Genomic DNA, 14,398 nt, shown 5'->3' with positions numbered 1-14,398 from the left:
AGCGGGGTGCACTGGGAAAACATGTGTGCCGCATCACGTGCTCCGAACAAGGTTCGAGCCACCCGGCCACCTCGTGACCCCACTGCGGCCGCTGCCGCTGCCGCTGCCGCTGCCGCTGCCGCTGCCGCGGCCGCGGCAGCGGCACAACGCAACACAGTGCTTCGCCCCGGCTCCCCACTCCCGGCCCCTGCCCCTGCCCCTGCCCATACAACTCCGCCCGCAGGTCGACGCGGGTGGGCGTCGATGTCCTGCGGGCGGAGCTGCGAACTATCTAGCGTTCGGGGGTGATCCCGGGTGTCTGCGTCAGGAGCGACGCGCGCGGCGGGACATGACGACCGCGCCGGCTCCGGCGACGATCACCAGGGCCGCACCACCGGCGATGGGGCCGAGCTGGCCGCTCGCACCGGTCTCGGCCAGCGGCGGCGTGCTGTCGCTGGGCGACGGCGACGGGGTGGCGGGCGGTGTCGACGTCAGCGGGGGCACGTCCGGCGTCGTGGAGGGCGTGCTGGACGGCTTGGGGCTGGCGGGCTCCGTCGTCTCGTCGGCCGGCGGCTCGCTCGCCGCGGGAGTCGTGGGCGTGGCGGGGGCGGACTGCGACGGGGAGGGCGAGTCCGGTGTCGCGGGGGTGCACGGCTTCTCGCCGCCGTTCCACGCGGCTATCAGGTGGTAAGGCGTGGCGATATTGTCGGGCTGATAGGGCAGGGGGCCGTGACCCTCCCCGGTCTTTCCGTCGTACGAGACGTCATCGCCGTACAGGTCGATCTGGCCGTAGCAGTCGGGCGCCCGCACCTCGAGCTTCTGCCAGGTCTGCTTCGCGTCGGCCGAGTCCGCGACGTCCTCGGCGGTGAGGTAGACGGTGGCCTTGTCGACCAGGGCCTGGTGACCGGAGACGAACCAGTTCGGCCCCTCGGTGGTGTATTCGGCGAGGGAGACGGGGTACTTGCAGCCGTCGCCGACGCTCTGGCCGGGGGCCAGTCGGACCTCCACCGTTCCCGGGACGGCGTCCCACTGGTGGAACCCGCCCTGGGAGGACCAGTCCGCGCCCACGGGCTTTCCGTCGGCGTCGACGATGCGGTACTGGACCGTGGCGGACTGACAGTCGCCTGACGTCGTGGCGCTTGCGGCCCCTGCCCCGACGAGGGGAACCACGGCACCGGCGAAAGCCGTTGCCGCGAGGGCGGTGAGGATTCGTGTTTGTTGCGAACGCGACAAGATGAGCCTCTGTGAAGGTCAAGGGTGTGGGAGGTGGCAGAGTGCGAGCGGGCGATACGGACGGGTGCCATGAAGACATGACCGACGAAGACGTGGACGCCTGTGTCACTCACGTCGCTCGCGTCACTTCGCTCTCTTCAGACACAGCGAAGCGAGCCACATTCTTGTCGCCTTTCACAACTCCCGTCAATTCTGCACGGGTTGAGCACAGCCACCCTCTCGACGGGCGGCTTCCCTGTCGGCGATCGACGGGGCACAGCCGACTCGGAGGGCGGCCAGGCCGCCATCTGCCGCACGATGGGAAGCGACTGCCAGGACATGGGCGGAGGACGGCCGGCTGCTCGCCCATGACGAACCAGCCGCACACACGCCTCGAAGCCAAGTGGCGCAGGCAGCCATGGGCGCGGCAGCAGGGCGGATCCCAGCCCATAGGCTGCCCGGCGGGAAGACCTCGAGCGCCCTGTCGGCGCCGCATTCTGGCCGACCCCGGACCTCGGCGGCGAACGGGTCACAGCTTGAACACATGGATCCGGGGCGGGCGATGCACACACGATGATGCCTCCCTCGGCTCGCACGACCAGGGGGACCATGCACACCCGAACCACCACCGTGACCGTCGCTCTACTGATCACCGCCGTCACGGCCTGCACCGGCGGCGGCACCCCCGCGGAGCCGACCACGAAGCCCGGCACGACAAGGGCCGCCGGGGAGAGCACCGACGCGAAGCCGGACCCGGACCCGAAGGCACCCCGCGCGCTCGGCACACCGTTGTCCTTCACGACCGACGGATCGACGATGGCGATGACCGCGCTCCGGTACGAACAGGGCACGTTCCACCTCCGGCGTTCCGCCGACGAGGAGTTCGGGACGACCGGGTTCACGTGGGCCGCCGTCGAGATCAGGGCGTGCCTCAAGAACGGCTTCGCCGTGGTCACCCGCAACTCGTGGGTACTCGCGTACGCGGACGGAGCGCGGATCAAGCCCAGCCGCGTGACGTACGACGACCTCCCGCGACCGGAGTATCCCCTTATGACGACCGTGAAGGCGGGCTCGTGTGTGCGCGGGAAGACGGTGTTCGCGGTGCCGGCGAAGGAGCGGCCCGTGCGAGTGCTCTACACCTCGACGACACCGGAGGCACCGGCGGAGTGGTCAGTGCCGAAGGCGTAGCCGACCCTCGCATGTGCACTCGCTGCCGCCCGTTGGAGTATCCCTGGACCGGAGCGAGCGACAACCATCGGAGCGCGCCTTGGTGCGTGTCCGGCAACGGGGCGCGTCGTAGCATCTGTTCGCCGGTACGCCACGAACACCCCCGCTTGGACGGCCACTCCCGCTCCAGTCTGCTCATCTCTACCGTTGTGGCGGGAGAGGAGCGGTGAATGGGCTCGCTGTTCGGGGAGTCGGAAGCCCGCCAGGCGGCTGCCCGGACGCGGGTGGAGGTGCCGGAAGGCGACCTCGCGGAGGTGTCGGCCCTTGTAGTTGTACGTGGCTACGGTCGCGCGGGTCCAGCCTACGGGCGAGTTCGGCGGCCCCTGCATCGGACGGCTGTCCCGCGCGCCGACTACAACCATGGACGAACTTCGGGTGTCTTCTGGGTGAGCGGAGGAGGGCGTCGCTCTCACCGCGCTGTCGGATCAGGGGGCCTTTGCGTGACTCCATGCCGCTTCGCTGCGGGCACGACGTCGTTCCGAGTCTCTGCGACCACCAGCACCCACAGCCTTCTGTTCGGCGGTGTCGTCGGTGAACGGCCGACTGCGTACCTGCACCGCCCCCAGGCCCCGTCCGACCCCTCCGCCTCGGCCGAGCAGGACGCCGCAGGCAGTCCAGGAACCCAAGGAGGTTGGCTCCTGTGCGTCACATCACCAGCGCGGCCCTGACAGCCGCGGCAGTGTTCGCCCTCGGTGGCGGCGCGATGATCGCGGCCCCCGCGGCACAGGCCGTGGCACCCTTCCCGTCCATCGGCTGGCAGCAGCACAACTGTGACTTCGACGGCAACGGGTTCGACGACGTGCTGATCGGCGCCCCGGGCGCCACGGTGAGCGGTGCCAAGGCCACGGGCTACGTCTCCGTGCAGTACAGCTCGTCGAGTGGTCTCAGCACCACCAAGAAGAGCGTCCTTCACCAGAACACCCCGGGCGTTCCGGGCGCCTCCGAGGCCGGCGACGGCTTCGGCAGCGCCGTGGCCTCCGGTGACCTGAACAACGACGGCTACGACGACGCGATCGTCGGCATCCCCGGCGAAGACCTGGCCGGACTGTCCGACGCGGGCGGTGCCGTCGTCTTCTGGGGCTCGCCGAGCGGGCTGCACGGGTCCGACAGCACCTGGCTGGAGGACACCGGCCAACCGCGGGCCGGCGCCAGGTTCGGTCTGGCCGTCGAAGCGGCCCGGTACTTCGCCCCGGACCCGGCAGACCCGGACGCCGGCCCGCGCGACAGCGTCGCCGTCCTGGAGAACGACACGCTGCTGTTCTTCACCTCCGCGACAATGGCGGCTGCCCGGCAGCTGAAGGCGGTGGACACGGGAGTCCGTGCCCGGGACATGAGCCCGCTGGAGACCGGCTTCGCCTTCCGGAGCCTCAGCCACGGCAACTACAACGAGGACTCCTGGGCCGACCTGGCGATCTCCGGTGTGACCACCGGCGACCGGCCTGGCATCGGGGCCACCCAGGTGCTCCACGGCGCACCGGACGTCAAGGCGCTGGGCGACGGCGGCGCGTTCGAAGGTGGTCCCGCGGTCGTCTCCAGCGACTTCAACCACGACGGCCAGGACGACCTGGCCATCGGCGACACGGGTGTCGGCTCACCCGTCGGTGGGTCCGTCTCCGTCTACCTGGGCAAGGGCGACCTCTCCGGCCTCGACCCGGCCCCGGCCCAGACGTGGACGCAGGACTCCCCCGGCGTCCCCGGCACGGCCGAGGCGGGCGACCGGTGGGGTGCCGAGCTGTCCTCCGGTGACACCGACGGCGACGGCCGCCCGGATCTCGCCATCGGGGCACCCGGGGAGGACGTGGGTTCCGTGTCCGACGCGGGTGCGGTCTGGACGCTGCGTGGCGCACCGGGCGGGCTGACGGCGACGGGGGTGCGGAGCTTCGACCAGAACTCCTCCGGTGTTCCCGGCGTGGCGGAGGCCTCGGACCGCTGGGGCGGCCAGGTGCGATTGGTCGACGCCAACCATGACGGCCGCTTCGGTCTGCTGGCGGCGGCACCGGGTGAGAACACGGACGACGGCTTCGTATGGGTGCTTCCCGCGTCGTCCTCGGGACTCACCGCCACGGGTTCGTGGACCTATGACGGGGCGCGCCTCGGAGCGACAGCGGCCAACGCACGGTTCGGCGCGGCGATCGACGAGTAGCGGAAATCCCAGGGAAGCCTGAGAGTTCACCGGATTCGCGTCAGAACTCACCCTTCCTGTTCCAACCTTACGGGCCGGTGCGAGGCGTGCACCGGCCCGTTGGTCCGTGCGTGTTCGACGCGTTCGACGCCGTGGTTGGCAACTTCGTCCTCAACCATGTCGGACGGCCTCGGGATGCCCTGACGGAGTTCCGAAGGGTGACCCGGCCGGGTGGGCGGACAGCCTTCACCGTCTGGGCGGTTCCCCCGGCCGCGGTGTACTGACTTTGCCGCACGCAACGCTGATGGCGCATGGCCAGGCTTGACGGGGCCGGCCCGCGTGAACGGGCCGCAGCCATGGGCCTGGACCGGTCAGGCTGCCCTGCCTCCACCTTTCGGACCCGACAGCCGGACCGTGCCGGCCACCGACGCGATGCGGCCCAGGACGAAGAACCATGCGCCTGAGTAGGTGCTTTGATCCCTGGCCGTGAGGTGTGTACGGCTGGATCATCTGGGTTGTGGGCGCTGACAAGACGGCCCGGCAGCACTGCCGGGAGTGCGGTGATCGGCTGTCACCGACGATGCGAAAGTGCAGGGCTGTGACGGGTTTCCCGGTTTCCTCCCAGCCGGACACCGGACCCGGCCGTCCCCGAGCTGCGCCGGGCAATGGGTGGTCCAGATCAGCCACCCATCCCCCGCCACCGCGGCCTCGGCGCTCGGGTTGTCCGGCGGGTGCCGCTCGAAGGCCGTGAGGCGTAGCCGCTCCCCTTTGTTCTGACCCGCAGCCAACGGTCGGCCGTACTCGCCGATGCCCCGTTCAAAGTTGCAAGAGGTGTCACGCCGTACGTGAAAGATCAACACGGTCACACCTCTTGCATTCACGAACTCACGAGCACGTGGCAGGGCAGAGGGGTCTCTGCGTGACACGTCCTGTAGCGCCGCAAGTTGTACGGGCCGTACGGCTCATGGGGTCCAGGCAAAGGGCCTGCGGTCGGCCTCCATCGCGACGGTCTAGGTGCCGAGTTCGGAGCTGCCCTGGCTGGGAGCGGCCAGACCGGTCATCCGGGCGTTCGGGGACTCGGTGACGTTCTTGGCGTCGGGGCTGATCACGTGCATGGCGGGCTCCTCGGTCTGCGCGGGTTCGTCGGGGGTGGCCCATTCGACGAGCTGGACGACGACTCCGTTCGGGTCGGTCAGCTGGAACAGTCGCTCGCCCCACGGCTCTTCGCGCAGCGGCATGGTGATCGGGGCGCCGGCCTCGCGCAGGCGGCGCTCCTCGGCGACGAGACCGATGACGGTGAGCGCGAAGATCAGGCCGCCGGCCTGCCGGTCCCGCTGTTCGGGCGGGAGCACCTCGGTGCCGCGGCGGAGCAGCACGATGTCGGCGGCGGCGTCGCCGCGGGTCAGGGACGCGAAGCCGTCGGCGGCCATGGCGACCTGGTAGCCGAGGTACGTACAGAAGAACTCGCGTGAGGCGTCCACGTCGGCGACGGTGAGGGACAGAGTGGTGGTGGTGACGTTCAGAGCAGCTCCTGGCTGGTTCGGGCGTGGCGGGGCGGGCGAAGGGTGCCGGTCTAGTCGGCGGTCTTCGTGTAGGTGAGGACGAGGGTGCCGCTCTCGAACACGCGGCTGTCGGTGAGCCGGAAGGCGCGCGGCGAGAAGCCGGCGCGGAACAGCGGGATGCCGGTGCCGGTCACGACCGGGTACTGCTTGACGATCAACTCGTCGATCTCGGGGAGCAGCCGGCCGGCCAGGTCGGCGCCGCCGCAGAGCCAGATGCCGAGCCCGTCCTGCTGCTTGAGCTTGCGGACCAGGGCGGCCGGGTCCTCGCCGGTGACCTCGACGGCCGGGTCCGGGCTGGTGGTGAGCGAGCGGGAGAACACGATCTGCCGCAGGTGGGGGTAGGGGCTGGTGAGGCCGACGGCCAGACCCGGGGCGTACGTGCCGCGACCCATGAGCACGGTGTCGAAACGGGTATTGGGTACGTCCGCGACGCCGAGGGCAGCGCGGCCCGGGCTCGGGAGACAGTCCGCGTACTCGCCGGCCAGGTGCGGGAGGTAGTCCTCGGTGAGGTAGGGGGTGAAGAAGTCGAAGTCACCGTCGGGGGCGGCGATGAAGCCGTCGATGGTGGCGCCGACGAAGTAGGTGAGCTTGCGCATCCAGTTCCGTTCACTCGGGCTAATTTTGCGACGGATGTAACTTTAGCCACAGGCTACCTGATAGGTCAAGTGTAATTTTGCGACGGATGTAAGATTGCTCCATGGCTACCGAGATGGGACTCCGTGAGTCCAAGAAGCAGGAGACCAGGCAGCTGATCTCCGACTGCGCGACCAGGCTCTTCATCGAGCAGGGCTTCGAGCAGACCACCATCGCCGAGATCGCCGCCGCGGCCCGGGTGGCCAAGAAGACGGTGACCAACTACTTCCCCCGCAAGGAAGACCTGGCCCTCGACCACCACGAGGCGTTCACCCAGGGCCTGGCCCGGGCCGTCGCCGAGCGCGGGCCCGACGAGGAGCCGCTCGCCGCCCTGGGCCGGACCTTCCGCGCCGCCCTGCTGGAACACAACCCCGTGGTCGGCTTCACCGGCCCCGCTTTCGCCCGCATGGTCGCCGACAGCCCCACCCTCACCGCCCGGCTGCGCGAACTGCACGACCAGCGGGAGGCGGAACTCGCCGCAGCACTGACCGCCGCCGCCCCGGACCCCACCCCGGCCATCGCACCCCGGGCCACCGCCGCCCTGATCGCCGCCGCGGACCGCCTGCTGTTCCGGCGCATCCAGGAACTCACCCTGGCCGGCCGCACCGACGACCAGATCGAGGCCACCCTGCTCCCGGAGGCCGACCACCTCCGCACCCTCCTTGGTGCCGCCCTGGGCAACCACCCCACCGCCACGGCCCGGTGACCTCGCCGCACGCCCGGGATCGCGCGACGGACCACGGCGTCGCACAGTCCGGCGACTGCGCGGAGCCGGTTCCGAACGGGCCGGTGCCGGTGACCGCGCAGGTCAGCACCGCGCCGAGCGCAAACACCGAGGCCACAGACCAGGGACCATGCGCGGCGACCGCCTGGTCCAGCACCATGCCCGGCACGTAGGCGGTCGCCGGCCACGGGGGTGACCCATCGGGATCGGCGTCCACCAGCGCGGCCGTGAAGAATCCGGTGACCTTCCGGGCGGCCGCCACCTCCCGGGCGAATCTGCGCCGGAACCCGGGATCATCGGCCAGTTCCGGCCGCACCACCTTGACCGCGACCAGCCGCCCGCTGGGCGAACGGCCCATGTACACGTGGCCCATCCCGCCGGCCCCCGGCAAGCCCGCGATGCGCTACCGGCCCACCTGCTGCGGATCGGTCGGTTCCAGCCCCTCCATCAGGCTCCCCCTGACTCCGCCGAATCACTGTGCAGGCGCCATTGGACACCACCGGATCACCGGTGCCCGCACAGGCCACCGTCCTCTGGTCTCAGGCCCGCCCCTCACGCAGTACGGCGCGAGCGGGGAGGCTGACGGCGAGCAGGCCGAGGCCTACGGCGGCCGCGGCGAACGCCCCGTACACCAGCGGGGGCACGTACGGGGACTCCCCCGTCAGGCCGCGCATCATCGGGACGAGCGTGGCCGCAGCGATGGCCGTGCCCATGACCACGCCAGCCACGGCCACCAGAAGACCCTCCCAGCGGAGCATCCGCATCACCTGGAGCCGGGTGGCGCCCACGAGGCGGAGCATGCCCAGTTCGCGGCGTCGGGCGAGGACGGTCATCACGAGCGTGTTGGCGGCGGCGACGGCCGCGAAGCCACCGAGGACACCGGCCATCGTATAGTTGGCCCAGGCGTTGAGCTCGCGCTCGACGCCCTGCCCGATGGCGTAGCCGGAAGCGTCGGTGACCTTTCCGAGTGGAGCCAGGGCTCGGGCGTCGCCGCCCCGTACCAGCAGCGTGCTGTCGAAGCCCGACGTGACGTGGGCGGCCAGAGTGGCCCGGTCCATGGTCACCGTCGCGAGACCGAGGCCGCGGCCGTACACGGCGACGACTTCGGGGCTGGCCCTGGTGCCGTCCGGGAGGTGGAGCGGCAGCCGGTCGCCGATCTCGACCTTCGCCGACGTGGCGAGCGTCCTGTCGATGGCGATCCGGCCTCTTTCGACCCGGTCCAGGCTGCCGCTGAGCACGTCGAGGTCCTGGACCTTCGCGAGCTGCGCGCCGGAGCCGGAGATGCCCTGGGTCGCCGCTCCCTGGAGCCATCGGTCGCCTCCGGAGCCCACCGGCACGAGTACCTGCGTGTCGAGCAGGCCCACGGCCCCGTCGACACCGGGCACCCGGGCGGCCCGGTCGACCGCGTCGGCGGGCAGTCCGGCCGGATCCGTGACCACGTGGTCCGCGGTGACGCCGGCGCGCACCTGCTGCGCGGCGACGTGGCTCTCGCTCGTGTGCATGAAGACGAGCGTCGAGGCGAAGGCCACGGCCAGCACGATCGGGGTGATCGCGGACGCCAGCCGACGGGCGTTCGTACGGGAGTTGGCGGCCGCGAGCGAGGCCGCGACGCTGCCCTCGCGCAGCGCCAGTGAGAACAGCGTGGCACACAGCCGCGCCACCAGAGGACCGAGGAGCGCGACGGCGAGCATGAAGAGCATGACGACGCCGAGAGCCGCGTTGGCGGCGTCGTCCCCCGCCGAACGGGCGGCGAGGCCGGTGAGGAACCCGCCCCCGGCGAGGGCGCCGACGCCCAGCCCGGTACGGATCACACCGGGCCGCAGCCGCTCCACCGACGCCTCGGTGAGCGCCTGTCCCGGCTTGATCTTCGCGGGCCTGCGGCCGGCGGCCCAGCCGGCCGCGAGCGCGGTCAGGAGTCCGACGCCGACGGCGACGACGAGCGGGATGAAGGACACGTGCAGGTTCACGGCCTGCGGGACGGCGCCGCGGTCCTTCAGCTGCCCGAACCACCAGTGCGCGAGGCCGACCCCGGGCAGGCAGCCGACCAGCCCCGCGGTGGGCGCGATGATCAGCGCCTCGGCGGCGACCGCGCGGCGGATCTGCCGCGGGGTGGCACCGATGGCGCGCAGCAGCGCGAATTCCCGGGCGCGCTGGGCGACGGACAGAGCGACCGTGCCGGCCGCCGTGAAGACGGCGACCACGGCGGCGATCCCGCCGAAGGAGCCGCCGAGGCCGGTGAGCGTCTCCTTCGCGTACCCGAGGCCGCGCTCCTCCACGGCGCCACGGTCCTCGCCGGTGTACACCTTGGCGCCGGAGCCGGCGAGCGCCTTTTCCACGTCGTCGGCAAGGGCGTGGGGGTCGACTCCGGTCCTCGCCAGTACGGCGATCGCGTCGGCCTTGCCCGGATGCCCGGCGAGGGCCGGGGCTTGCGCGTCGGCGAACCAGCCCGTGGCGGCCCTGGTCACATCGCCGGATCCGGCCTTCGCCAGCCCGGAGATCCGGAAGTCGGCACGCCCGGTGGCGGTTTCGAGCGAGACCGTGTCGCCGATGCTGGCCTTCGCGGTCCTCGCGGCCTGGGCGTCGAGCACGACCTCGCCGGTACGGGGCGCGGCCCCGGAGACGAGCGCCGCACCGGTGAAGGCGTGCGATCCCCAGCCGTGCCCGGTCAGCGTGCCGTCGCCCCGGCGCACCGGGAACGCGAAGTCCGGCACCGCCGCCCTCACTCCGGGCACGCGGGCCGCCTTGCGCGCCAGGACGCCGTCCAGGCGCGCCGTGTCCGGCAGCGGTGCCGGGGAGTCCGACCGGCTGTCGCCACTGCCCGTGACCAGGTGGGCGTACTGGTCGGCCGCCACGACGACCGGCGCCCTCGCGTAGCGCTCGGCCGGCACCGAGGCACGGGCGCCCGTCTCCAGGAGGATTCCGCAGGCGGAGACGATCAGCGCCGACATCATCAACGCGATGAACGTGCCCGCGAACGAGGCGGGTTTGAAGCGCACTGCCGCGCGGGCGAGGCCGTTGGGGGCGAAGCTCCTCACGCCGCGGCCCTCGCCATCGCGCCCGTCCGGGAGGTCAGGTCGGCCATCCGCGCCGCGATCCGCTCCGGCGAACCACAGTCGAGGCCGCCGGCGAAGACGCCATCCGCGAGGAACAGCACGCGGTCGGCCCAGGCGGCCGCGGCGGGGTCGTGGGTGACCATGACGACGGTGGCGCCGAGGGTGTCCACGGCGTGCCGGAGCAGGCTGAGGACCTCGGCGGCCGTGGTGGAGTCCAGGGCGCCGGTGGGCTCGTCGGCGAAGATCACGTCTGGGCGGGCGACCAGCGCGCGGGCGATGGCGACGCGCTGCTGCTGGCCGCCGGAGAGCTCGCCGGGTCGACGCCCGGCCTTGTCGGCGAGCCCGACCTGCGCCAGCACCTGGGCGGCGCGGCGGCGGTCCCGGCGCTGTCCGGCCAGACGCATCGGGAGCAGCACGTTCTCCTCGACGGTGAGGGACGGCAGCAGGTTGAAAGCCTGGAAGACGAAGCCGAGGCGGCTGCGGCGCAGTTCGGTGAGCTGGTTCTCACGCATACCGGTGATCTCCGTACCGCCGAGGCGCACGGACCCGGCCGACGGCCGGTCTAGGCCGGCGGCGCACTGAAGGAACGTGGACTTGCCGGAGCCGGACGGGCCCATGACGGCGGTGAAGGTACCGCGGGACAGGACGAGATCGATGCCGCCGAGGGCGTGCACGGCGCCCTTGCCGCGCCCGTACTGCCGCCGGACGCCGCATAGTTCGACAGCGAGACCGGGCGTGCCCTGAGGCTCCGGCTGGTCGTCCGTCTTCCGGCGCTTGTTCCCGCGCAGCCTCAATGTTCCGCCCTCTCACGATCTTCGCGCATCGATACCTCGAAGCTACGGATCGCGGTCACGGCGGACCATGGCGGCTGCTGGCGGATCGGGGGTGGGGTTAACCCGAGACCCGGTGACGACGCGGCTGCTGCCGGGCACCTCGACGTCGGACCGACAGGGCGCACCCCGTCCCGCCGGAACGGCCGACGGGCGGGACTGCGGGGGTCACGGCTTGCGGGCCGCTCGCCGCGGGGACGACGCCCCGCCGTAGAGGCCCGCTTCCTGGCTGCCGTCAGGCCTTGCGGGCCATCCCTGCGGCGATGAGGTGTTCCCAGACGGTGAGTTCCCTCTCCGCGCCGTCGCCCCACGGCTCGCCGACCGGTGCAGGGCGCCACAGGGAGGCGGGGACGACTCCCGGATCGAGGATCTGCAGACCGTCCAGCAGGGAGGCGATCTCCTCGTCGGTGCGCCAGCGGCCGCGGCCGAACGTCCGCTGGAGGACCTTCTCCGCCTCGGCCGTCTCCGGGTTGTTGCCGGAACGGAAGTGGCTGACGAAGAAGTAGCTTCCGGAGGGCACGCGGTCGCGCCAGTAGCGGACGATCGCGGCAGGGTCCTCCTCGTCGTTGACGTGGTGGAGGATGGCACTGAACACGACGGCGACCGGGCGTTCGAAGTCGATCATTTCCCGGGTCTCGGGGTGGTTGTAGACGGCCTCGGGGTCACGGACATCGGCCTCGATGACCCGGGTCCGGTCGTTCTCCTCCAGCAAGGCACGCCCATGGACGAGCACTTGAGGGTCTATGTCGACGTACACCACGCGGGACTCCGGGGTATGGCGTTGCGCGACCTGGTGCACGTTGTCGGCGGTCGGCAGACCACTGCCCAGGTCGATGAACTGGGTCACGTCGGTGGTCGTCGCTATCTCCGCGACCGCCCGGGTCAACGCCGAGCGGTTGGCGAAGGCGATCGCCACCGAGCCGGGCAGGTCGCGTTTGAACACGTCGCCGATCTCCCGGTCCACGGCGTAGTTGTCCTTGCCGCCCAGCAGATAGTCGTAAACACGCGCGATACTGGGCTTGGTTGCGTCGATCGAGGTGCCTTCGCTCGTCATGACGACCATCCTCCCCCGCGCGCGATCCCGCCGCCCAGCACTTCGGACGATCGAACCGGCCGCACGGTGTCCGCGCGGGGGCCGGCACCTTGTGGTTCCATGGCGCGCGGGTTTCCCTCGCGTGAGACACCCATGGGCTGGTCCGATGGACGGCTTTCGACCTGGCCTGTGCGAGGAACACGGACAAGGGGATCGCACGGGCCGCCCGGTGGTAGGCCGCCGAGGCCGAGGGCCCCGGGATCAAACCGTTGGCCTGCCACGAGCCGCTCCGGCGAGAATGGGCGGATGATCGCCGCCTCGCCCGGAGGACCCGTCGAGTCTCCACGGATTGTCACCGAGCTCGCGGCGGGTCAGCCGGCACGTGCCGTATGGGAGAACGAGCTCGGCGGTCTGACGTTCCAGATCGACTCCGGTGATACGCGACGGTTTGTTAAGTGGATGCCGGCCGGCGGTGGAATCGACCTTGCGGCCGAGGTGGCGCGTCTCCGGTGGGCGGTGGGGTTCACCGTGGTGCCGCGGGTACTCGGTGAGGGTGCCGACTCCACGGGTTCCTGGATCATCACCCAGGGCCTGCCCGGGCGGGCGGCGGTGGACGATCGCTGGAAGCGGGACCCCGGCACCGCGGTGCGCGCGATCGGATCCGGGCTGCGGGCGTTCCATGACGCGCTGCCCGTCGCGGACTGCCCGTTCGACTGGTCCGTCGAAAGGCGCCTGGACCGTGCTCGGTCACGAGCGGCGGCGGGCCGGACGGGTCCGGCGGACTGGCATCACGACCTTCAGGAGTTCGGCACGGTCGAGTGCGCCTTGGACGTTCTCGCGGACATGCCGCCCGTCGACCGGTTCGTGGTCTGCCACGGCGACGCCTGCGCTCCCAACACCCTGGTCGGCGAGGACGGCACGTGCAGCGGACACGTCGACCTGGGCGCACTCGGTGTCGCGGACCGCTGGGCCGACCTCGCGGTCGCCACCTGGAGTACGCAGTGGAACTACGGCCCGGGATGGGAGGAACCGCTGCTCGAAGCCTACGGGGTCGAGCCGGACCGGGAACGGATCATCTACTACCGGCTGTTGTGGGAACTCTCGGACTGAGCGGTGCGTCCGGACCGACCGATTGATGATCCGTCGTACTGGGCGGGGGTGGGATTCGGCGGTGAGTCCGCAGGTGATGAGGTCGACCACCGCGATCTCATACCCCCATGACACTCACGGTGTGCCGCGGAACTCGTCGTACAGCTGCGGCAGGAAGCCCGCGAGATGATTCATCTCCGATGCGCGGTGGTGCAGCATGTCGGTGCCCAATGTGCTCGGCATCAGGCGCGGCGCGAGGACGGGCAGCGCGGTACGGCCGATGCGGCGCCCCAGGGGGAGGCGAGCGCCCGCCCGTCGGCGGACGGCGACAACGAGCGGGCGGGGAGGTCGAGGATGCCGGTGTCGTTGAGGAAGAACCGGAACCGCATCTCGGCTCCGTCGTCGGTAGGGCGTACCTGGTGGATGAGCCAGCCGATCGCGACGGGGTGGGTGCTGAGGGTGACCCGGGCGCAGATGTGCGTGGTACCGGACGATGCGGGGATGCCCATCTTCTCCGGATCGAGGAACCGGATGGCCAGCTTCTGGAGACGGCCGCCGATGTACTCGTCGACGTAGGAAACGTTGCCGATGTAGCACTGCCGGTCGGTCAGGGTCCGGTCCGCGCTGCGGTCCTCCCCGAGCGCCGCGTACTGGTGGGCGTCGGGGAACCACAGTTCGTAGCGGGCGCTCTCCGTGCTGTGCCAGCCGAACCACCAGTCCCACATCTTTGCGGTGACGCCGGGCATGGGCGTCAGGACGCCGACCATGACCACGCCGCTGGACAGGCGGGTCCAGCCGCTCTCCAGGTGCTCGTAGTCGGGCCGGGTGATCCGGTCGGCCGGAAGAGCCGCACGGTCGGCGGTGCTCAGCTCGTACAGCATCGGGAGTCTCCTTGCGGGCTCGCGACGCGCGATCGGGACGGGATCAAGGGGCG

General features: G+C 71.1%; 12 protein-coding genes and 2 pseudogenes. 5 read left to right on the top strand and 9 right to left on the bottom strand.

Features of this window, described 5'->3' with window-relative positions:
• Positions 1-303: 303 nt before the first annotated feature.
• Positions 304-1,149: an LAETG motif-containing sortase-dependent surface protein gene (locus OG780_RS41655; protein WP_328457227.1), complete on the bottom strand. Its 846-nt coding sequence runs from the start codon at positions 1,147-1,149 to the stop codon at positions 304-306.
• 651 nt (positions 1,150-1,800) lie between these two features.
• On the opposite strand from OG780_RS41655, the gene OG780_RS41650 reads away from it, so the two are divergent.
• The 3 genes and pseudogenes from OG780_RS41650 to OG780_RS41640 form a co-directional block, all read left to right on the top strand.
• The gene (locus tag OG780_RS41650) at positions 1,801-2,379 is read left to right on the top strand and encodes a hypothetical protein (RefSeq protein WP_328457225.1); all 579 of its coding nucleotides are present in this window, start codon (positions 1,801-1,803) and stop codon (positions 2,377-2,379) included.
• 679 nt (positions 2,380-3,058) lie between these two features.
• Positions 3,059-4,561: an FG-GAP repeat protein gene (locus tag OG780_RS41645; protein ID WP_328457222.1), complete on the top strand. Its 1,503-nt coding sequence runs from the start codon at positions 3,059-3,061 to the stop codon at positions 4,559-4,561.
• Between the two features lie 119 nt (positions 4,562-4,680).
• A pseudogene (locus OG780_RS41640) lies at positions 4,681-4,812 on the top strand (class I SAM-dependent methyltransferase); the annotation flags it as partial.
• Positions 4,813-5,550: 738 nt separating this feature from the next.
• Here OG780_RS41640 and OG780_RS41635 read toward each other — a convergent pair.
• Complete coding sequence (locus OG780_RS41635; RefSeq protein WP_328458737.1) at positions 5,551-6,042, bottom strand: VOC family protein; 492 nt, start codon at positions 6,040-6,042, stop codon at positions 5,551-5,553.
• A gap of 71 nt (positions 6,043-6,113) precedes the next feature.
• Positions 6,114-6,698, bottom strand: a complete 585-nt coding sequence (locus OG780_RS41630) for a dihydrofolate reductase family protein (protein ID WP_328457220.1) — start codon at positions 6,696-6,698, stop codon at positions 6,114-6,116.
• Between the two features lie 113 nt (positions 6,699-6,811).
• Between OG780_RS41630 and OG780_RS41625 the strand changes: the two genes are divergently transcribed.
• The gene (locus OG780_RS41625; RefSeq protein ID WP_328458735.1) at positions 6,812-7,441 is read left to right on the top strand and encodes a TetR/AcrR family transcriptional regulator; all 630 of its coding nucleotides are present in this window, start codon (positions 6,812-6,814) and stop codon (positions 7,439-7,441) included.
• Positions 7,442-7,550: 109 nt separating this feature from the next.
• Here the strand turns inward: OG780_RS41625 and OG780_RS41620 are convergent.
• The 4 genes and pseudogenes from OG780_RS41620 to OG780_RS41605 all read right to left on the bottom strand — a co-directional run.
• Positions 7,551-7,832: pseudogene (locus OG780_RS41620) on the bottom strand (serine/threonine-protein kinase); the annotation flags it as partial.
• A gap of 166 nt (positions 7,833-7,998) precedes the next feature.
• Positions 7,999-10,494 carry an FtsX-like permease family protein gene (locus tag OG780_RS41615; RefSeq protein WP_328457218.1) on the bottom strand — a complete coding sequence of 832 codons (2,496 nt, stop codon included), beginning with the start codon at positions 10,492-10,494 and terminating at the stop codon, positions 7,999-8,001.
• On the bottom strand, positions 10,491-11,306 hold the full coding sequence (locus tag OG780_RS41610; protein ID WP_328457216.1) for an ABC transporter ATP-binding protein: 816 nt from the start codon (positions 11,304-11,306) through the stop codon (positions 10,491-10,493). The genes OG780_RS41615 and OG780_RS41610 overlap by 4 nt, the downstream gene beginning before the upstream one ends.
• 271 nt (positions 11,307-11,577) lie before the next feature.
• Positions 11,578-12,396: an SAM-dependent methyltransferase gene (locus OG780_RS41605; RefSeq protein WP_328457214.1), complete on the bottom strand. Its 819-nt coding sequence runs from the start codon at positions 12,394-12,396 to the stop codon at positions 11,578-11,580.
• Between the two features lie 285 nt (positions 12,397-12,681).
• Between OG780_RS41605 and OG780_RS41600 the strand changes: the two genes are divergently transcribed.
• Positions 12,682-13,485 (top strand): aminoglycoside 3'-phosphotransferase, encoded by an 804-nt coding sequence (locus OG780_RS41600; protein WP_328457212.1) that lies wholly within the window; start codon positions 12,682-12,684, stop codon positions 13,483-13,485.
• Positions 13,486-13,599: 114 nt separating this feature from the next.
• Here the strand turns inward: OG780_RS41600 and OG780_RS44790 are convergent, their stop codons facing one another.
• Positions 13,600-13,707 carry a DAPG hydrolase family protein gene (locus OG780_RS44790; RefSeq protein ID WP_443062279.1) on the bottom strand — a complete coding sequence of 36 codons (108 nt, stop codon included), beginning with the start codon at positions 13,705-13,707 and terminating at the stop codon, positions 13,600-13,602.
• A complete protein-coding gene (locus OG780_RS41595) occupies positions 13,707-14,345 on the bottom strand; it encodes a DAPG hydrolase family protein (protein ID WP_328457210.1) in 639 nt (212 codons plus the stop codon). Before OG780_RS41595 ends, OG780_RS44790 begins: the two co-directional genes overlap by 1 nt.
• Between the last annotated feature and the right edge of the window lie 53 nt (positions 14,346-14,398).

This window comes from Streptomyces sp. NBC_00386, from assembly GCF_036063235.1.
Classification (GTDB): Bacteria; Actinomycetota; Actinomycetes; order Streptomycetales; family Streptomycetaceae; genus Streptomyces.
This window is presented reverse-complemented; position numbering and strand designations above follow the sequence as displayed.